The organism is Pantoea sp. X-Soil-YNGN-775 (assembly GCF_059730575.1).
Genome location: NZ_AP035945.1, coordinates 663489 through 684322 on the forward strand (window position 1 = coordinate 663489; position 20834 = coordinate 684322).

The 20834-nt window shown below is 57.0% G+C and carries 14 protein-coding genes; 5 read left to right on the forward strand and 9 right to left on the reverse strand.

The annotated features are described in order from the left end of the window. Nucleotides 1-45: 45 nt before the first annotated feature. From carA to folA, 4 genes are all read left to right on the forward strand, one after another. Complete coding sequence (gene carA, locus AC6I8I_RS02975; RefSeq protein ID WP_312055353.1) at nt 46-1194, forward strand: glutamine-hydrolyzing carbamoyl-phosphate synthase small subunit; 1149 nt, start codon at nt 46-48, stop codon at nt 1192-1194. Nucleotides 1195-1207: 13 nt separating this feature from the next. Beyond that, nucleotides 1208-4435, forward strand: coding sequence for a carbamoyl-phosphate synthase large subunit (carB, locus tag AC6I8I_RS02980; RefSeq protein WP_031376005.1), 3228 nt, complete (start codon nt 1208-1210; stop codon nt 4433-4435). 237 nt (nt 4436-4672) lie between these two features. After that, nucleotides 4673-5806, forward strand: a complete 1134-nt coding sequence (locus AC6I8I_RS02985) for a porin (RefSeq protein ID WP_497820646.1) — start codon at nt 4673-4675, stop codon at nt 5804-5806. A 235-nt stretch (nt 5807-6041) separates the two neighbouring features. Beyond that, the gene (folA, locus tag AC6I8I_RS02990; protein ID WP_312055355.1) at nt 6042-6524 is read left to right on the forward strand and encodes a type 3 dihydrofolate reductase; all 483 of its coding nucleotides are present in this window, start codon (nt 6042-6044) and stop codon (nt 6522-6524) included. A gap of 55 nt (nt 6525-6579) precedes the next feature. Here the strand turns inward: folA and apaH are convergent, their stop codons facing one another. Genes apaH through lptD form a run of 6 tightly spaced genes read right to left on the reverse strand, consistent with a single transcriptional unit; the run spans nt 6580 to nt 13392 of the window. Then, entirely contained in the window at nt 6580-7437 is an 858-nt protein-coding gene (gene apaH, locus AC6I8I_RS02995; RefSeq protein ID WP_312055356.1) for a bis(5'-nucleosyl)-tetraphosphatase (symmetrical) ApaH, read from the reverse strand. 55 nt (nt 7438-7492) lie between these two features. Continuing rightward, complete coding sequence (gene apaG, locus AC6I8I_RS03000; protein WP_312055357.1) at nt 7493-7870, reverse strand: Co2+/Mg2+ efflux facilitator ApaG/CorD; 378 nt, start codon at nt 7868-7870, stop codon at nt 7493-7495. Between the two features lie 3 nt (nt 7871-7873). Further along, nucleotides 7874-8695 (reverse strand): 16S rRNA (adenine(1518)-N(6)/adenine(1519)-N(6))-dimethyltransferase RsmA, encoded by an 822-nt coding sequence (gene rsmA / locus AC6I8I_RS03005; protein ID WP_031376000.1) that lies wholly within the window; start codon nt 8693-8695, stop codon nt 7874-7876. Then, a complete protein-coding gene (gene pdxA, locus AC6I8I_RS03010) occupies nt 8688-9680 on the reverse strand; it encodes a 4-hydroxythreonine-4-phosphate dehydrogenase PdxA (protein ID WP_497828321.1) in 993 nt (330 codons plus the stop codon). The genes rsmA and pdxA overlap by 8 nt, the downstream gene beginning before the upstream one ends. Next, complete coding sequence (gene surA / locus AC6I8I_RS03015) at nt 9670-10965, reverse strand: peptidylprolyl isomerase SurA (protein ID WP_312055359.1); 1296 nt, start codon at nt 10963-10965, stop codon at nt 9670-9672. Before surA ends, pdxA begins: the two co-directional genes overlap by 11 nt. A 54-nt stretch (nt 10966-11019) precedes the next feature. Then, nucleotides 11020-13392: an LPS assembly protein LptD gene (gene lptD, locus AC6I8I_RS03020; protein ID WP_497819637.1), complete on the reverse strand. Its 2373-nt coding sequence runs from the start codon at nt 13390-13392 to the stop codon at nt 11020-11022. A gap of 182 nt (nt 13393-13574) precedes the next feature. Here lptD and djlA point away from each other — a divergent pair, with 182 nt between their 5' ends. Continuing rightward, entirely contained in the window at nt 13575-14384 is an 810-nt protein-coding gene (gene djlA, locus AC6I8I_RS03025; RefSeq protein WP_069728441.1) for a co-chaperone DjlA, read from the forward strand. A gap of 63 nt (nt 14385-14447) precedes the next feature. Here djlA and rluA read toward each other — a convergent pair whose 3' ends face one another. From rluA to polB, 3 genes are all read right to left on the reverse strand, one after another. Then, nucleotides 14448-15101 (reverse strand): bifunctional tRNA pseudouridine(32) synthase/23S rRNA pseudouridine(746) synthase RluA, encoded by a 654-nt coding sequence (gene rluA / locus AC6I8I_RS03030; protein ID WP_312759390.1) that lies wholly within the window; start codon nt 15099-15101, stop codon nt 14448-14450. 222 nt (nt 15102-15323) lie between these two features. Beyond that, nucleotides 15324-18230 (reverse strand): RNA polymerase-associated protein RapA, encoded by a 2907-nt coding sequence (gene rapA / locus AC6I8I_RS03035; protein ID WP_497828322.1) that lies wholly within the window; start codon nt 18228-18230, stop codon nt 15324-15326. Nucleotides 18231-18386: 156 nt separating this feature from the next. After that, complete coding sequence (gene polB / locus AC6I8I_RS03040; protein ID WP_312759388.1) at nt 18387-20747, reverse strand: DNA polymerase II; 2361 nt, start codon at nt 20745-20747, stop codon at nt 18387-18389. Between the last annotated feature and the right edge of the window lie 87 nt (nt 20748-20834).

The following is a 20834-nucleotide window of genomic DNA, read 5'->3' on the forward strand; positions in this document are numbered from 1 at the left end:
AATTAATATGCAGATATTGTGACTGTTTATTCCCTGGAGGATGTTTTGATTAAGTCAGCGCTCTTGGTTCTGGAAGACGGAACCCAATTCCACGGTCGGGCCATCGGGGCAACAGGGTCGGCAGTGGGGGAAGTCGTTTTCAATACCTCAATGACCGGTTATCAAGAAATCCTCACTGATCCCTCCTATTCCCGCCAAATCGTCACTCTCACTTATCCTCATATCGGCAATGTCGGTGCCAATGCCGCCGACGAAGAATCCAGTCAGATTCACGCTCAGGGCCTGGTTATTCGCGACCTGCCGCTGATTGCCAGCAATTTCCGCAGTGAAGAGGGCTTATCCGCCTACCTGCAGCGCAATAACATTGTGGCGATTGCCGATATTGATACCCGTAAGCTGACTCGCTTACTGCGCGAGAAAGGGGCGCAAAACGGCTGCATCATCGCCGGTGACAACCCGGATGCGGCGCTGGCGCTGCAAAAAGCCCAGGCGTTCCCTGGCCTGAAAGGCATGGATCTGGCGAAAGAAGTCAGCACGGCCGAAACTTACAGCTGGCAACAGGGCAGCTGGCAGCTGGAAGGAGGACTGCCAGAACAGTCATCAGCCGATGCGCTGCCTTACCACGTGGTCGCCTACGACTACGGCGCCAAACGCAACATTCTGCGGATGCTGGTGGATCGCGGCTGTCGCCTGACGGTGGTGCCGGCCCAGACGCCTGCGGAAGAAGTGCTGAAGCTGAATCCGGATGGCATTTTCCTCTCCAACGGTCCCGGTGACCCGGAGCCGTGTGACTATGCGATCACCGCCATTCAGGCCTTCCTGAACACCGATATCCCGCTGTTTGGTATCTGCCTCGGCCACCAGTTGCTGGCGCTGGCCAGCGGTGCCAGGACCGTCAAGATGAAGCTGGGCCACCACGGCGGTAACCATCCGGTGAAAGATCTCGATAACAACCGCGTGATGATTACTGCGCAGAACCACGGATTCGCAGTTGATGAAACCGATCTGCCCGCTACCCTGCGTGTGACCCACATTTCGCTGTTTGACAAGACCGTGCAGGGCATTCACCGCACTGACAAGCCGGCTTTCAGCTTCCAGGGCCACCCTGAAGCCAGTCCTGGACCGGGCGATGCCGCGCCGTTGTTTGACCACTTTATTGAATTGATTGACGCATTCCGTTCGAAAGCGAAGTAATCAGGAGCTAATCATGCCAAAACGTACAGACATAAAATCCATCCTGATTCTTGGCGCCGGTCCGATTGTGATCGGCCAGGCCTGCGAATTTGACTATTCCGGTGCGCAGGCGTGTAAAGCGCTGCGTGAAGAGGGTTACCGCGTCATTCTGGTCAACTCTAACCCGGCGACCATTATGACTGACCCGGAAATGGCCGATGCGACCTACATCGAGCCGATTCACTGGGAAGTGGTGCGTAAAATCATCGAAAAAGAGCGTCCGGATGCGGTACTGCCGACTATGGGCGGCCAGACGGCGCTGAACTGTGCGCTGGAACTGGAACGTCAGGGCGTGCTGGCAGAGTTTGGCGTCACCATGATTGGTGCCACTGCCGATGCGATTGATAAGGCCGAAGACCGTCGCCGTTTTGACGTCGCGATGAAAAGCATCGGGCTGGATACGGCCCGTTCAGGCATCGCGCACACCATGGAAGAAGCGCTGGCAGTGGCTGAAGATGTCGGCTTCCCGTGCATTATCCGTCCTTCGTTCACCATGGGCGGCACCGGTGGCGGTATCGCGTATAACCGCGAAGAGTTTGAAGAGATTTGCGAACGCGGTCTCGACCTCTCTCCAACCAATGAGCTGTTGATCGATGAGTCGCTGATTGGCTGGAAAGAGTATGAGATGGAAGTGGTGCGCGATAAGAATGACAACTGCATCATCGTCTGCTCGATTGAAAACTTTGATGCGATGGGCATCCACACCGGTGACTCGATCACCGTAGCACCTGCCCAGACGCTGACCGATAAAGAGTACCAGATCATGCGTAACGCCTCGCTGGCGGTGTTGCGTGAAATCGGCGTCGAAACCGGTGGCTCCAACGTGCAGTTCTCGGTCAACCCGAAAAACGGCCGACTGATTGTGATCGAGATGAACCCGCGCGTCTCGCGTTCTTCGGCGCTGGCTTCGAAAGCCACCGGCTTCCCGATTGCCAAAGTGGCGGCCAAACTGGCGGTCGGCTTTACCCTCGACGAGCTGATGAACGACATCACCGGTGGCTTAACGCCGGCGTCGTTTGAGCCGTCGATTGACTACGTCGTCACCAAGATCCCACGCTTCAACTTCGAAAAATTTGCCGGCGCTAACGATCGCCTGACCACCCAGATGAAATCGGTGGGTGAAGTGATGGCGATTGGCCGCACTTTCCAGGAGTCGATGCAGAAAGCGCTGCGCGGTCTGGAAGTCGGTGCCAACGGCTTCGACCCGAAAGTTCATCTCGACGATCCGGAAGCGCTGACCCGCATCCGTCGCGAACTGAAAGATGCCGGTTCCGACCGCATCTGGTACATCGCTGACGCATTCCGTGCTGGCATGTCCGTCGACGGCGTGTTCAACCTGACCAACATCGACCGCTGGTTCCTGGTGCAGATTGAAGAGCTGGTGCGGCTGGAAGAGCAGGTCGCACGTGAAGGGGTGAACAGCCTCGACTATACCTTCCTGCGCGCCCTGAAGCGTAAAGGCTTTGCCGATGCACGCCTGGCAACGCTGGCCGGTGTGGCCGAAAGTGAGATTCGTAAGCTGCGTCAGCAGTTCAACCTGCATCCGGTTTACAAGCGCGTCGATACCTGCGCCGCAGAATTCGCCACTGATACCGCCTACATGTACTCCACTTATGAAGAAGAGTGCGAAGCGAATCCGAACCGCGACCGTGAAAAAATCATGGTGCTGGGTGGCGGGCCTAACCGTATCGGCCAGGGCATCGAGTTCGACTACTGCTGCGTTCACGCGGCGCTGGCGCTGCGTGAAGACGGTTACGAGACCATTATGGTCAACTGTAACCCGGAAACCGTATCGACCGACTACGACACCTCTGATCGCCTCTACTTCGAACCGGTCACGCTGGAAGATGTGCTGGAGATTGTGCGCATTGAGCAGCCGAAAGGTGTCATCGTCCAGTATGGCGGCCAGACGCCGCTGAAACTGGCACGCGCACTGGAAGCGGCCGGCGTGCCGGTTATCGGCACCAGCCCGGACTCGATTGACCGTGCTGAAGACCGTGAACGTTTCCAGCAGGCAGTCGATCGCCTGAACCTTAAGCAGCCAGCTAACGCCACGGTAGCGACGCTGGAGCAGGCGGTTGAGAAAGCGGCCGGTCTGGGTTATCCGCTGGTGGTGCGTCCTTCGTATGTGCTCGGCGGTCGCGCGATGGAGATTGTCTACGACGAAATCGACCTCAAGCGCTACTTCCAGACGGCGGTCTCGGTCTCTAACGATGCGCCGGTCCTGCTGGATCGCTTCCTTGATGACGCGGTAGAAGTAGATGTCGATGCGATTTGCGACGGTGAGCGAGTGCTGATTGGCGGCATCATGGAACACATTGAGCAGGCTGGCGTGCATTCCGGCGACTCCGCCTGTTCGCTGCCCGCCTACACCCTGAATCAGGAGATTCAGAACGTGATGCGTCAGCAGGTTGAGAAACTGGCGTTTGAACTCAACGTGCGCGGTCTGATGAACGTGCAGTTCGCGGTCAAAGACAACGAAGTTTACCTGATTGAAGTCAACCCACGTGCGGCCCGTACCGTGCCGTTCGTCTCCAAAGCGACCGGTGTGCCACTGGCAAAAGTGGCGGCGCGCGTGATGGCCGGCAAAACGCTGGCCGAGCAGGGCGTGACCGAAGAGGTGATCCCACCTTACTACTCGGTGAAAGAAGTGGTGTTGCCGTTCAACAAGTTCCAGGGTGTCGACCCGATTCTTGGTCCGGAAATGCGCTCCACCGGTGAAGTGATGGGGGTTGGCCGGACCTTCGCTGAAGCCTTTGCCAAAGCGATGCTCGGGGCGCAGAGCAACATGAAGAAGTCAGGCCGTGCGCTGCTGTCGGTGCGTGAAGGTGATAAGAAACGTATCGTCGACCTGGCGGCCAAGCTGCAGAAGTTTGGTTTCGAACTGGATGCGACCCACGGTACGGCGGTGGTGCTGGGTGAAGCGGGCATCAATCCGCGCCTGGTCAACAAGGTGCATGAAGGGCGTCCGCACATTCAGGATCGCCTGAAGAATGGCGAATATACCTACATCGTCAACACCACCGCGGGACGGCAGGCGATTGAAGATTCGAAGCTGATTCGCCGCAGCGCACTGCAGTATAAAGTGCACTATGACACCACGCTGAACGGCGGTTTCGCCACGGCGATGGCGCTGAATGCCGATCCGACCGAGCAGGTTATCTCGGTGCAGGAAATGCACGCGCAAATCAAAGCGAAATAATCGTCGTAACGGCTCCTTCGGGAGCCGTTTTTTTAGCTTAGGCTGGCCCTGAAATGCCTATCATAAACAGACGCATTTGAATTAAAGTCACTGATTTGACTTATTATTTTAGCTTTCGGTGCGAATATTACCGTTTCGCACATTTTTATAAATGAAATCCTTCCTGTTCAGATTTTTCATCAGTACTATGCCTGCCGCTCATTACCAGAGCGGATTCAGGACATAAATAAAATGAAAATGCGTACTTTTTCTCTGAGTGCAGTGGCTGCACTGATGGCAATGCTTCCTTTCGCCAGCCAGGCGGAAATCACCCTGTTAAAACAGGACCCGCAGGCGGGCGATCCGCTTAGCCGGCTGAACTTTACCGTGGGCGGCAGTATTCGTGCCCAGGTTAATCACCAGACTGGCGTGAACGACAAATCTTACAAGCGCGACGGCTTTGACGGCGGTACCCGTTTCCGTTTTGGCGCTGACTATTATCTGTTTGATGATGTCAGCTGGATCAGCTACTACGAGCTGGGCGTCAACGTACCCGCCGTGTTCGACTGGGATCGCCACTACGCAGATGGCGCGAATAACACCACCCGTCGCCAGCTTTACACCGGCCTGAAAAGCAAGACCTGGGGCCAGCTGACCTTTGGCCAGCAGAACAGCGTTTATTACGATACGGTCGGCGCGAAAACCGATATCTGGGATTACGACATGATTGGCCAGGCACCGGGCAACGGAATCAACGGTGACTATGACGGATCTTACCGTTCGCGTAAGCAGCTGAAGTATAAAAACACCTTCGGCGATGTCGATCTCTACGCTTCTTATCTGTTCGAGGATAACGAATATCTGCCGGGTAACGGCCTGCGCTACAAGCGCAAAGGCGGCGGCTCGCTGGGGCTGGATTATCACATTACCGACGATCTGAGCTGGGGCACGGCGTGGAACTATACGCATGCGGCGATGCGTAACCCGGACAACGGCGACAGCAAAGACTATGACCAGAACATTCTGGGTACCGCAATGAGCTGGACACCAGGCAACTGGACCCTGTCAGCAGGCGGTGGCTGGTATCAGAACTTCATGACCACCAAGCGCAAAGATGTGCATGACTACTTTGCTGGCGACGCGTGGGGCATTGAGTACTTTGCCGGTTATAAAGTCCCGGTGGCGCAATATGGTCTGAAAGCGGTGCAGCCTTACGTGATGGGTGACCGTATCGAATATGCTAACGGCCGTAACTACCAGCGCATCGATAACGGACTGGGCGTGACGCTGTTCCTCGACTACGGTTTCCGCGTCGATTACGAACACGTCTTCACCTCCAGCACCGATAACCTCGGTGATATGAATCTGGTGCGTCTGCGCTACGACTTCTGATTATGCTGACGGCTCCTGCGGGAGCCGTTTTTATTTGTCTCTCTTCCTTTTCTACCAGCATAAGCCGGATCTCTGGCGTGCTGCGGCCAGCCATCGTCATTGCACGGTGAAAAACTCTGCATCAGCGCGAAAAAGCGGTGGCAAAAAAGCTTTACTCAAATAGACCTTTCTCGCTATCGACGAAAGTTTCGCCTTTACGTATGATGGCGCCAATTTTTTCCAGTGAGTGGTTAACATGATTAGTCTTATCGCGGCATTAGCAGCAGATCGCATTATTGGTATGGAGAACGCCATGCCGTGGGACCTGCCTGCAGATTTGGCGTGGTTTAAGCGCAATACGCTGAAAAAGCCGGTGATTATGGGCCGGCTGACCTTTGAATCTATTGGCCGTCCGCTGCCGGGCCGGCTGAACATCGTGGTCAGCAGCAAGCCGGGCAACGCCGAAGGCGTCACCTGGGTCACTTCGCTGGATGCCGCATTGCAGGCCGCTGGTGATGCTGAAGAGGTGATGGTGATAGGCGGTGGCCGGATTTATGAGCAGATGCTGCCGCGTGCCGACCGTCTCTATCTGACCCACATTGATGCAGAAGTGGAAGGTGACACTCAGTTCCCGGACTACGAGCCGGATGAGTGGCAGTCGACCTTTAGCGAATTCCATGACGCTGATGCTCAGAACTCGCACAGCTACTGTTTTGAGATCCTCGATCGCCGTCGTTAAGCCGGCGCGCAATAAAAAACGCCCTGCATATTGCAGGGCGTTTTTGTTTGTCTGGTTAGCTGGCGGATTGCTGGGTGATAACCTCATCCGGCAACGGTTGCTGACGATTTGAAGGCTGCACATAGTAGCGCTGGCTTTCCCAATGCAGCAGGGTCAGCGTGCCGCCCCAGCAGCAGCCGGTATCCAGACCAATAATCCCTTCTGGCGTTCCTTTGCCTTCCAGCGAGGCCCAGTGACCAAACACAATGGTGTAGTCGCGCGCCACCGGCCCCTCAATGTTGAACCACGGCTTTAACGGCGGCAGCGCCGACTCCGGCGCATCTTTGCAGATCATATCCAGCTGACCATTCGGGAAGCAGTAGCGCATCCGGGTGAGGGCGTTGGTGCTGAAGCGCAGGCGGGCCAGCCCGGTAAGGTCTTCGCTCCAGTTGTTCGGCATATCGCCATACATCGCGTCCAGGAACAGCGGATAGCTGTCACTGGCGAGCACCGATTCGACTTCACGCGCACACTTTTTCGCGGTTTCGATATCCCATTGCGGCGTAATACCGGCATGGCCCATCACCAGCTTGTGTTCTTCATCAACCTGTAACAGCGGCTGACGCCGCAGCCAGTTGATCAGCTCATCCGCATCGTCCGCTTCCAGCAGCGGCGTCAGGCGATCTTTCGGCTTGTTACGGCTGATGCCCGCGTAGACCGCCAGCAGGTGCAGATCGTGATTGCCCAGCACCAGCCGCACCGCATCGCCCAGTGATTTCACGTAACGCAGCACCTCAAGCGAACCTGGGCCGCGCGCCACCAGATCGCCGGTCAGCCACAGGGTGTCCTGCTGAGGATCGAAATCGACCTGCTGCAGCAGCGCACGTAATTCGTCGTAGCACCCGTGAACGTCGCCAATCAGGTATGTGCTCATAGACTCTTATCCAGTATGAAAATTTGCCCGACGAGGCGGGCAACAGGCGTGCAAATCAATGAATGTGAGTTTGAATTGCGAGGCGGAAAACCGGGATCTCGACGTGAAAGGTTTCACCCTGTTCGTCGATCATCACGTAGTGACCCTGCATGGTGCCCATCGGGGTTTCAATCACTGCCCCGCTGGTGTACTGAAATTCATTGCCGGCGGCGATATGCGGCTGTTCGCCGACCACGCCTTCGCCCTGAACTTCGGTTTCCCGGCCGTTACCATTGGTAATCAGCCAGTAGCGTCCCAGCAGTTGCACCGGTGAACGGCCGAGGTTGCGAATGGTAATGGTATAGGCGAAGACGTAACGCTCGTCATCCGGTGAGGATTGCGAGGCGACGTACTGGCTTTGCACATGAACCGAGACGCGGGCCGTTTCACTCATCACTTACTCCTGCGATTTTCCCAGATGGTTCGCCAGCCAGTTTGCCAGCTGACAATATTGCGCGACCGAAACATTTTCAGCCCGCAGGGTTGGATCAATCGACAACTCTTCCAGCGCACCGGCGGTCACCATGTGACTCAGGCTATTGCGCAGCGTTTTACGACGCTGGCCAAACGCTTCAGTGGTCACGCGGCTCAGGATACGCACGTCGCTGACCGGATGTGGCGGCTCGGCAAACGGCACCAGGCGTACCACGGCAGAATCAACTTTCGGCGGCGGCGTGAACGAGTGCGGAGGAACTTCCAGCACCGGGATCACCTGACAGTAATATTGCGCCATCACCGTCAAACGGCCGTAGGCTTTGCTACCCGGACCGGCGACCAGACGGTTGACCACTTCTTTTTGCAGCATGAAGTGCATGTCTTTGATCGAACCAGTATAGCTGAAAAGATGAAACATCAGCGGGGTCGAAATGTTGTACGGCAGGTTGCCAAATACGCGCAGCGGCTGGCCTCTTTCCTGCGCCAGCGCGGCGAAGTCGAAGGTCATGGCATCCTGCTGGAAAATGGTCAGCTTGGGTCCAAGGAACGGGTGGGTTTGCAGGCGCGCAGCGAGATCGCGGTCCAGTTCCACCACCGTTAAGCTGTCGAGGCGTTCGCCCACCGGCTCGGTTAAGGCACCCAGGCCAGGACCGATCTCCACCAGCGCTTCATCGCGCTGCGGGTGGATTGCGGAGACAATGCTGTCGATAATGTACTGATCGTTCAGGAAGTTCTGCCCGAAACGTTTACGGGCGTAGTGCCCCTGATGGACGCGATTATTCATTACTGCTCTTGATCATAGTGATGGCGAGGTTAAGCGCCGTGATGAAGCTGCCCGGCTCAGCCTGACCCAGTCCGGCGAGTTCAAGCGCGGTACCGTGGTCAACTGAAGTCCGGATAAAGGGCAGGCCAAGGGTGATATTTACCGCCCGGCCAAACCCCTGAAATTTTAGCACCGGCAGGCCCTGATCGTGATACATCGCCAGCACCGCATCGGCATGTTGCAGATATTTGGGCTGGAACAGCGTATCCGCCGGTAGCGGGCCGGTTAACTGAATACCCTGCTGACGCAGTTCATTCAGCGCCGGGATGATAACGTCGATCTCTTCCCGACCCATGTGGCCGCTTTCGCCCGCGTGGGGATTTAGCCCGCAGACGTAAATATGCGGCTCGGCGATAGCGAATTTATGCTGAAGATCGTGGTGCAGAATGGTGATGACTTCATGCAGGCACTCGCGCGTTACCGCCTCAGAGACGGCTTTCAGCGGCAGATGGGTGGTAGCCAGCGCCACCCGCAGCGCTTCGGTTGCCAGCATCATCACCACCCGATGACCACCGGCGCGATCGGCAAAGAACTCAGTATGGCCGGTGAAGGCGATACCGGCGTCATTGATCACGCCTTTGTGTACCGGGCCGGTAATCAGGGCGGAAAATTCACCGCTCAGACAGCCGTCACAGGCACGCGCCAGCGTGGTCAGCACATAGTCGCTGTTGGCCACGCAGAGTTCGCCTGGCGTAACCGGCTGTGCGGTATCGACCGGCAGGATGGTCAGCGTACCAGCCTGCTGCGGCTGTGCCGCCACACCAGGCTGGTAAGCCCGCAGCGACAGCGGCAGGCCAAGCTGCGCTGCACGCTGCTGCAGTAACGCCGGTGAGGCGCAAACCACCAGTTCAACTGGCCAGTCCTGCTGGGCCAGTTGCACCGTCAGATCGGGACCAATCCCGGCGGGTTCGCCGGGCGTGATCACCACGCGGGTGTTACTTTGCATTGTTATCCAGAATCTTCACGTAGGCGCTGGCGCGTTGTTCCTGCATCCAGGTCTGCGCTTCTTCAGCAAACTTGCGGTTGAACAACATGCGATAGGCACGCTCTTTCTGGGCCGCATCAGTTTTATCCACCTGACGGGTATCCATCAGCTGAATCAGATGCCAGCCGAAAGAGGAGTGGACCGGCTGGCTGGTCTGGCCTTTTTGCAGGCGCAGTAGCGCATCGCGGAATGCCGGATCAAAGGCTTCCGGTGAGGTCCAGCCGAGATCGCCGCCCTGGTTGGCTGAGCCGGGATCGTCAGAGTACTGTTTGGCGGCGGCGGCGAAGGTGGTTTTCCCGCTGCGGATATCAGCAGCAATCTGCTCTAGCTGCGCGCGCGCCTGGTTGTCAGTCATAATTGGCGACGGCTTCAGCAGGATGTGACGGGCATGCACTTCGGTGACCGAGACGTTTTTGCTCTCACCGCGCAGATCGTTCACCTTCAGAATGTGGAAACCGACACCGGAACGAACCGGACCGACGATGTCGCCTTTTTTCGCGGTTGCCAGCGCCTGCGCAAACAGGGTCGGTAACTCTTCGATTTTGCCCCAGCCCATGTTGCCGCCTTTCAGCGCCTGCGAGTCAGCCGAGTAGGTGACCGCCATTTTGCCGAAGTCAGCGCCGTTTTTCAGTTCACCCACCAGCTGTTTGGCCAGGGTTTCCTGCTCATCGACCTGCTGTTGCGTCGGGTTTTCGGGCAGTGGCAACAGGATATGGCTGACGTTCAGCTCGGTGCCCTGGCTGTTCTGCGAGGCAATCTGCGTTGACAGCGTATCCACTTCCTGCGGCAGGATGGTGACGCGACGGCGCACTTCGTTGTTACGCACTTCCGCAATCAGCATCTCTTTGCGGATCTGCGAGCGGTAGGTGCTGTAGTTCATGCCGTCGTACGCCAGACGGCTACGCAGCTGATCGAGGCTCATGCGGTTCTGCGCAGCGATGTTCTGAATAGCCTGATCCAGCTGCTGATCGCTGATCTCAACACCCGCTTTTTCGCCCATCTGCAGAATGATGTTGTCCATGATCTGACGTTCCAGAATCTGGTGGCGCAACGTTTTGTCATCTGGCAACTGCTGACCTGCCTGCTGGGCCTGAGATTTGACGGTGCTCATCATACCGTCCACGTCGCTCTCAAGAACCACGCCGTTATTGACCACGGCTGCAACTTTATCAACCACTTGTGGTGCTGCGAACGCGGTGTTGGCACTCATCGCCACACCAAGAATCAGCATTCTCCAGTTCTTCATACTTTATCCATTGTTGGTTCCGCACTGCGGGATTGCCTGTCAAACATCACAACATCAGAAAGCGCGCTGGTAAGGAATGATGCCCTGACGCAGCATTTGATTGGTGCCTAAGCCATAGTTGGAACTCAGACCACGCAGCTCAATGTTGAATGAGATTTGGTTGTCGTACTTACTGTCGTTATTTTCCCAACCGTTAATTTTGCGCTCGTAGCCCAGGCGAATCGCGTAACAGCATGAACTGTATTGCAGGCCAACCAGTTGCGATGCCGGACGCGTGTTGCGGGTATCGTAATAGTAAGCGCCTACCACAGACCATGCATCGGCGATTGGCCAGCTGGCGGTAGTGCCGACCTGAGAAATCCCGTTTTTATAGATGGGGTTATCCACCAATCCGCTATTATTCAGCGCGGTCGCCACGTATTCCGGGCTGCTGTAGCGATAGCTCAGCTGCACCATACGATCGGCGTCACGACGGTATTCCAGCACGGCATTTCCCTGGGAGACGTTATCGAGTTTGGTGTCGTACTGCACACCACCCCGAACGCCCCAACGATCGCTGACTTTCCAGTATGTATCGCCAGCCCAGATCAGGCTGCCGGTATCATCTTCTTCACTGGTCTGATTGACGCCAGTGCGTGAAGGGGTAAACGAGTAGATTTGACCCACGGAAACGTTAAAACGTTCAACCAGATCGTTATCATAAATACGTGAGGTCACACCGGTGGCCACTTCATTGGCCGAGGCGATGCGATCCAGGCCGCTATAAGTACGGTCACGGAACAGACCGGTGTAGTCGGTTTGCAGCTGGGTTGAGTCGTACGGATAGATATTGCTCTGGTCGCGATACGGAATATAGAGGTACTGCACCCGTGGTTCCAGCGTCTGGGTATAGCCCGCTGCCGAACTCATGTTGCGGTCAAACACCATCCGGCCGTCGACTTTAAACTGCGGCAGGGTACGGTTTACTGACTCATCGAGCGCGCCACTTTTGTTGCCGCGTAATCTGTTAGCGGGGTTGTTATAAAAATCGACATTAGTCTGCTGATAATGGGTCGCCAGCAGCTTCGCTTCGGTATCCAGGCTGGCCCAGCCGTTGGAGAGCGGCAGGTTGAGCGTCGGTTCAACATGCAAACGGGTCGCTTCAGGATAGCGATCGCTGACGTTAGTGAATTTCACTGCCTGGGCATAGATGCGGCCGTCAAACGGACCGATATCGTTCTGATAGAAGTTCAGGTCCAGCTGCGGCATTGCACGGTAGACGTTGCTGGTGGTGTCGCCAAACACCTGGAAATCTTTGGTCGAGAGCTTGGCGTCCCAGTTGGACTCCGCGTAGCCGATGCTGAATTTCTGCGTGGCGTAGTTGTTGGTCGAACTGTAATACTTTGAGTCGAGATCGTTGAAGTAGTACTTATCGCTGACCTTGGTGTAATCCGCGCTGAAGCGCCAGTTTTTGTCATACACACCGGCGTGACGCCAGTAGAATAACCAGCGGTCAGAACTGTCGTCGTCGGCAATGCCACGCACCGCTTTGTCTTTATCGTACTGTTTGTCCGAACCGAGGTAATCGAATTCAACCAGGCCCGCGCCTGCCACCGTCAGGTAACGGAATTCGTTTTCGAACTGCATGCCGCGCTTGCTCATGTAGTGCGGCGTAATGGTGGCATCGGCCTGTGGCGCAATGTTCCAGTAATAGGGCAACATGAACTCAAAGCCGTTGTTGCTGCCATATTTTGCATTCGGAATCAGGAAACCGGAGCGACGACGATCGCCGATCGGTAACTGCAGATAAGGGCTATAGAACACCGGTACCGAACCGAGTTTGAAGCGGGCATTCCAGATTTCCGCCACTTCTTCTTCCCGGTCCTGGATCACTTCCGATCCCACCACGCTCCAGCTGTTCGAGCCTGGCAGGCAGGAGGTGAAGCTGCCGTTTTCCAGAATGGTGTAGCGGTTGTTACCGCGCAGCTTCATCTGGTCGGCGGTGCCGCGTCCCTGACGATCCACCATCTGGTAGTCGCCATTCCAGACGTTGGTATCTTTGCTGTTGAGGTTTGACCAGGCTTTCGGACCTTTCAGGATGACCTGATTGTCGTCGTAGTGCACATTACCGAGGGCATCGACGGTGCGTAGCGGCGTGGTCTGGCCCTCCTGCTGACGCTGATGAAGCTGCACTTCATCAGCCTGCATCCGGCTGTTGCCCTGTTCAATGTTCACATTGCCGGTGAAGACCGCATCGTTGGGGTAATTTCCCTTTGCGGCGTCGGAGTGAATGGTCACCGGCAGCTGGTTAGTGTCACCACTCACCAGCGGGCGGTTATAACTCGGCACGCCTAACATACACTGCGACATTAAATCGTCGGCAAAGGCTTGCTGGCTAATGGCTGAGCCGATCAGAGTGGCCAGCAGGGTAGGTATATGTTTTTTCATACGCGGTATCGAGAATTCCATGAAAACTGGCATCATGCCGACAATCGGGTCAGAGACTAACTTACTGCCCGGCGTTGTGCCAGTGTTAATCCTTTTCTGTCCGCGTTGCCGTTAGGCGCTGAGATAAATGACAGGTATGATAATGCAATTTTCAGCCGCAAGCATGGCGAATTGAGGAGTTTATGCGCTACTGGGGAAAAGTTGTGGGTCTGGCGCTGGGATTACTTTCCGGCGCAGGCTTTTGGGGTATTGTGATCGGTTTGATCATTGGCCATATGATTGACAAAGTTCGCGGCGCACAAGGCAAGGCTTACTTCTCGAATAATCAAACCCGACAGACGCTGTTTTTCAGCACCACCTTTCAGGTGATGGGCCATCTGACCAAGTCAAAAGGGCGCGTCACCGAAGCGGATATCCAGATTGCCTCGCTGTTAATGGAGCGGATGCAGCTGCACGGTGAGTCACGAACCGCTGCCCAGCGCGCGTTCCGCGAGGGCAAACAGGCCGATTATCCGCTGCGCAGCAAACTGCGTGAATTGCGCAGCGCCTGTTTTGGCCGCTTTGATCTGATTCGGATGTTCCTTGAGATTCAAATTCAGGCCGCCTTCGCGGACGGTTCGCTGCATCCTAATGAGCGCCAGGTGCTGTATGTGATTGCGGAAGAGCTGGGGATTTCACGCGGTCAGTTCGATCAGTTCCTGCGGATGATGGAAGGCGGTCAGCAATTTGGCGGCGGCCAGCGTTCTGCGGGCGGTTTTCAGCAGGCGCAACGCGGACCGACGCTGGAAGATGCCTGTAGCGTGCTGGGCGTAAAGAGCAGCGATGATGCCACCACCATCAAACGCGCCTACCGTAAACTGATGAGTGAACACCATCCCGATAAGCTGGTAGCGAAAGGCCTGCCGCCGGAAATGATGGAGATGGCCAAGCAGAAAGCGCAGGAAATTCAGGCCGCTTACGACCTGATCCGCAAAGAAAAAGGCTTTAAATAGTTGCCGCTTAGCGTGACGTCTTGCCCCGGAGGCAGACGTCACGGTCGCAAGGGCAGACGGAGATTAAAAGTCAGCGGGCTGACGGAAGGTCATGGCGTTACCAAATGCGGGATGGGTAATTGTCAGTGACCCGGCGTGCAGCAACAAGCGCGGCGCCATCGCTTTAGCCTCTGGATGAGCATAAAAATTGTCGCCCAGAATCGGATGGCCCAGCGCCAGCATGTGTACCCGCAGCTGGTGTGAACGGCCGGTGATCGGTTTGAGCAAGACGCGTGCGCTGTTATCAGCCCGGTACTCCAGCACCTGATATTCGGTCTGCGCGGCTTTGCCGGTCTCGAAGCAGACTTTTTGCTTAGGACGGTTTGGCCAGTCACAAATCAGCGGCAAATCAACTACCCCTTTCTCCGCGGCCGGATGGCCCCAGACGCAGGCCACATAGGCCTTTGCGGGTTCACGCTCACGAAACTGCCGTTTCAGCTCGCGTTCTGCGGCTTTGTTCAACGCCACCACAATCACGCCGCTGGTGGCCATGTCCAGCCGATGCACCGATTCCGCCTGCGGGTAATCACGCTGGATGCGCGTCATCACGCTATCTTTATGTTCGTCCAGCCGGCCGGGCACCGAAAGCAGCCCGCTGGGCTTGTTAACCACCATGATGTGCGCATCCTGATAGAGGATGTGCAGCCAGGGTTCACGCGGTGGATTGTAGGGTTCCATGGTTCTTTCCAAAAATAAGGGGCCCTGCGGCTGAGATTGTTTACAAAGTCTGGCCCGATTAGCTGTGATAGCCTGCCAGCGCAGGAAACACGGGCAGATCGGAAAGAGACAAAAGCTGTCATCCCTGACCAGCCCGGCCCGCACCGTCGATGGCGCGGGACGCTTTCCTTCTCTGCATCCTGAGTTTCTCAGTTGCGGCCAGATTCATCCCGGCCCCTGAGCTTACTGGTGAGTCACCACAATCAGGCGCAGCGCGTCGAGACGCCAGTTAGCCTGATCGAGACTTTCCAGCACCTGCTGACGGTTACTTTCCAGCGCCTCAATTTCATCCTCACGGATGTTCGGATTGACCGCTTTCAGCGCGTCAAGACGGGCCAGTTCCGCTCCCAGCTTCTCGTTCGCTTCGACGCGGGCGGCATCAATCACCGCGCGTGCTTCGCTGACCACTTTCTCTTCACCCTGGGTCAGAATGGCATGCACATCCTGCTGTACCGCGTTAACCAGCTTGCTGCCGGTGTGGCGATTGACGGCATTCAGCTGACGGTTAAAGCTTTCGAACTCCACCTTGCCCGCCAGGTTAGTGCCGTTACGATCCAGCAGCAGACGGATTGGCGTCGGCGGCAGGAAGCGGGTCAGCTGCAGATGCTTCGGCGCCTGCGCTTCGACCACGTAGATCAGTTCAACCAGCAGCGTGCCGACCGGCAACGCCTTGTTCTTCAGCAGCGAGATAGCGCTGCTGCCGGTGTCGCCCGACAGGATCAGGTCGAGGCCGTTACGAATCAGCGGATGTTCCCAGGTAATGAACTGGGTATCTTCGCGTGACAGCGCCTGATCGCGGTTAAAGGTGATGGTACAGCCATCTTCCGGCAGGCCAGGGAAATCGGGCACCAGCATGTGATCGGACGGTGTCAGCACGATCAGGTTATCGCTGCGATCTTCCTGATTGATACCGACGATATCAAACAGGTTGAGCGCGAAGTTCACCAGACCGGTATCGTTGTCCTGCTCGCCGATGGCGTTAGCCAGCGCCTGGGCAGCGTCACCACCGTTGGAGTTCAGCTCCAGCAGGCGATCGCGCCCCTGTTCCAGCTGCAGTTTCAGGGCATCATGTTGCTTACGGCAGTCGGTGATAAAGGCGTCGAAGCCGTCACTGTTTTCTGGCGCGGCCAGATAGTCGATCAGCTGCGGATGCACGCTGTCATAAATGGTGCGGCCGGTCGGACAGGTGTGTTCAAACGCGTCCAGCCCTTCGTGATACCAGCGCAGTAATACCGCCTGCGCAGTTTTCTCCAGCCACGGCACCAGAATCTGAATATCGTGCGCCTGGCCGATACGATCGAGACGACCGATACGCTGCTCCAGCAGATCCGGATTGAACGGCAGATCAAACATCACCAGACGGCTGGCAAACTGGAAGTTACGGCCTTCTGAACCAATTTCCGAGCACAGCAGCACCTGAGCGCCGTTCTCTTCTGAGGCGAACCACGCGGCGGCACGGTCACGTTCAATGATCGATAGACCTTCATGGAATACCGCCGCCCGGATACCTTCGCGCTCACGCAGCACCTGCTCCAGCTGGAGTGCGGTGGCGGCTTTGGCGCAGATCACCAGCACTTTCTCTTTGCGGTTGCTGGTGAGGTAACCCATCAGCCACTCGACCCGCGGATCGAAGTTCCACCAGGTGCCGCTGTCGCCTTCAAATTCCTGATAAATCTGTTCCGGGTAGAGCAGGTCACGCGCACGTTCTTCTGCGCTTTTGCGGGCGCCCATAATGCCGGAGACTTTAATCGCAGTCTGATACTGCGCCGGCAGCGGCAGACGAATCTGGTGCAGTTCGCGTTTCGGGAAGCCTTTGACGCCGTTACGGGTGTTACGGAACAGCACGCGGCTGGTGCCGTGGCGATCCATCAGCATTGAGATCAGCTCCTGGCGCGCGTCCAGCTTGCCGTCGCGATCGCTGTTGGCAACCTGCAGCAGCGGCTCAATGTCCTGTTCGCCGACCAGATCGTTAATCCGGTTCATCTCATCCTGTGAGATGGGCTGGTCAGCCAGCAGCGAGCTCACCGCATCGGCGATGGGGCGGAAATGCTGCTGTTCTTCAACAAAAGCGGCAAAGTCGTGGAAGCGGTTAGGATCGAGCAGGCGCAGGCGGGCGAAGTGACTCTCCATGCCCAGCTGTTCCGGGGTCGCGGTCAGCAGCAGTACCCCGGCGGTTTTTTCCGCCAGCTGTTCAATCACCTGATATTCACGGCTCGGCTGGCCTTCTGACCACGCCAGATGATGCGCTTCATCCACCACCAGCAGATCCCACTCGGCATCGGCCAGCAGCTCAAGACGCTGCTTGTTACGGCGCACAAAGTCGAGTGAACAGATAATTAACTGTTCGGTTTCAAACGGGTTATCGCTGTCGTGCTGGGCTTCGGTATAGCGATCGTCATCAAACAGCGCGAAACGCAGGTTGAAACGGCGCAGCATCTCGACCAGCCACTGATGCTGCAGGGTCTCCGGCACCACGATTAACACGCGGTCGGCACGTCCAGCCAGCAGCTGTTGCTGAATGATCATCCCGGCTTCAATGGTTTTCCCGAGACCGACTTCATCCGCCAGCAGCACGCGTGGCGCGTGGCGACGGCCCACATCATGGGCGATATGCAGCTGATGCGGGATCAGGTTGGTGCGCATACCGCGCAAGCCGCTGATCGGCAGACGATATTGCTCACTCTGGTATTTGCGGGCGCGGAAACGCAGGGCGAAACGATCCATCCGGTCGAGCTGGCCGGCAAACAGGCGATCCTGCGGCTTGCTGAACACCAGCTTGCTGTCGAGCATCACTTCGCGCAGCATCACGTCGCTTTCATCGGTATCAAGACGCGTGCCGATATAGGTCATCAGGTCATTTTCGTTGCGTACTTCATCGACGCGCATCTGCCAGCCTTCATGACTGGTGATGGTGTCACCCGGATTGAAGATGACGCGGGTAACCGGCGAATCGTTGCGGGCGTAGAGGCGGTTTTCCCCGGTGGCCGGGAACAGCAGGGTGATCATGCGGGTATCGACCGCCACCACCGTGCCCAGTCCCAGTTCACTTTCCGTATCACTAATCCAGCGCTGACCTAATGTAAAAACCATATATTTTTAGCTCGAATTTTTAACGTTTTTGAAGGGGTTCCCGGATACTCAGGCAATAGCATTTCATCCAAACGAAAAGGTCTGGAGAGTCTCTCTTAGCGCGGTGAGTTTCAGGAAGGGCGCTATGGTACTGGATGGCAGGGCATTCGTCACCTGTCAAAAAAGACCCAACTGCCCGGTAATCAGTGTAGCAAAATCCCCTCCGACGAAGGGTAAAATGCCGTCGGCAACCGGTTGTAGCTGCTTACTGACGTAATGATCGTAATCCAGTGGCGTGGTGCGAGCCTCCAGCGGCTCCGGGCCTGCCGTCGCCATCACGTAGCGAATCCGGCCACCGTTCTGGTACTGCAACGGCCGGTTTAATTTGCGATTCTGCTCATCCGCCAGCCGGGCGGCGCGCACGTGCGGCGGCACATTTCGTTCATACTCTTTCAGCGGTCGGCGCAGACGTTTCTTGTAAATCAGCCGATCGTCGAGCTCACCGGCCAGCAGCTGCGCCACGGTGGTGCGAATATAGTCCTGCCACGGCTCACGGCGAAAAATACGGCTGTAGAGCTGCTGCTGAAACTGCTGCGCCAGCGGCGTCCAGTCGGTGCGCACCGACTCCAGTCCCTTAAACACCATGCGTTCGCCCGCCGCTTCGCGGATCAGTCCGGCATAGCGTTTTTTACTGCCCTGTTCGGCGCCACGGATGGTGGGCATCAGAAAACGGCAGAAGTGGTTTTCATACTCCAGCTCCAGCGCGCTGGTCAGCCCCTGAGTCTGCTGCAGATGGTCACGCCACCAGGCATTTACTTTTTGCGTTAGCTGCTGACCAATCGCCGCGGCGTCCTGCTCGCTGTGGGCGGATTTCAGCCAGACGAAGGTCGAGTCAGTATCGCCGTAAATCACATCATAGCCTTCTTCCTCAATCAGCGTGCGGGTCTGCTGCATAATGGCATGGCCACGCAGGGTAATCGAAGAGGCGAGTCGTGGATCGAAAAAGCGGCAGGCGCTGGTGCCGAGCACGCCATAAAAGGCGTTCATGATAATCTTTAACGCCTGCGACAGCGGCTGGTTGCCCTGCTGTTTGGCGGCTTCGCGGCCCAGCCAGATCTGCTCAACGATGGCGGGCAGGCAGTGGGTATGACGGGAAAAGCGCGCTTCGCGAAAGCCGGCCACCGAATCAGCATCGTCAGGATGCGCCAGCCCTTCCACCAGGCCAACCGGATCGATCAGAAAAGTACGGATAATCGACGGATAGAGGCTTTTGTAATCCAGCACCAGCACCGAGTCGTAGAGTCCCGGACGCGAATCCATCACGTAACCGCCGGGACTGGCTTCCGGGGCCACATCGCCGAGGTTCGGCGCGACAAATCCGCTGCGGTGCATCCGCGGAATATAGAGATGGCTGAATGCCGCGACGGAGCCGCCGTGACGATCGACCGCCAGGCCATTCACCGCCGCACGCTCCAGCAGAAACGGCATAATCGCCGTTTTGTGGAAAATCCGGGTGACCAGCTCGCAGTCTTTCAGGTTATAGCGCGCCAGAGCCGGTTTATCATTGGCGAAGCGCCAGTTGATCTCCTCCATGCGCTGCCACGGGTTATCGATCGCCTTGCCTTCTCCCAACAGTTGCTGCGACACCGATTCCAGACTGAATGACGGGAAATCCCAGAAGGCGGATTTCAGCGCATCGATGCCGTCAATGATCAACCGGCCACTGAGCTGGGCGAAAAAAACGCCGGGCTTGAAGCCGTGCTCACGCCACTCCAGCGTCGTCTGCTGACGGCCCAGACGCAGCGGAATAGCGTAGCGATCGGCATGTTTCTGCAATACCCGCAGGTCAAACTGCACCACGTTCCAGCCAATGATCACATCGGGGTCGTGCTGCGCGAACCACTGGTTCAGCGCCTCAAGCAGCTGCGGCCGCGTCTCCAGATAGATCAGCTCAAAATCGAGCGCGCTGGCATCGCCGTTGGGCGGGCCCAGCATATAGACCTGGCGCTGGCCGCAACCCTCCAGCCCGATGCAGTAAAGCTCGCCGTGCTGGGTGGTTTCAATGTCCAGCGAAACCCATTTCAGTGGCGGCCGATAATCGGGATGCGGTTTCAGCCGGGCATTTACCACGCTGTCGCCCTGCGGCTCGCCGTCAAACCAGACCGGCGCGGTAATAAAGCGCTCCATCAGGTAGCGCTCGGGCGGGCGGATATCCGCTTCATAGATCGGAATGCCCTGTTCACGCAGCAGCTTTTCGATGCGTTGCAGCTGGCGATTCTGCCGGCAGTAGATGCCGGCCACCGGGCGCTGGCGGAAATCTTTCAGTTCAAGCGGCTGGATACGCAGCTGACGCTCATCTTTCAGCAGCTCACTGACCTGAGACTGAAACTCACGCGGAATAAACGCGACCGACTCCTGAGCCGGCAGCACCACGCGCTGGGCGCCCTGATCGGTGGCGAGCCAGAGCACAATTTCACTGCCTTGCGGCGTGTCGCGCCAGTGGCGGGTAAGCAGAAAACCTGCGCGGGGCCTATTCACATCGTCTCCAGACTCAGGATTTTTGAACGGTGATAAAACCCGCTCAGTATAACATGGATATTTATACAGTTCCCGCGCCGGGGTTTT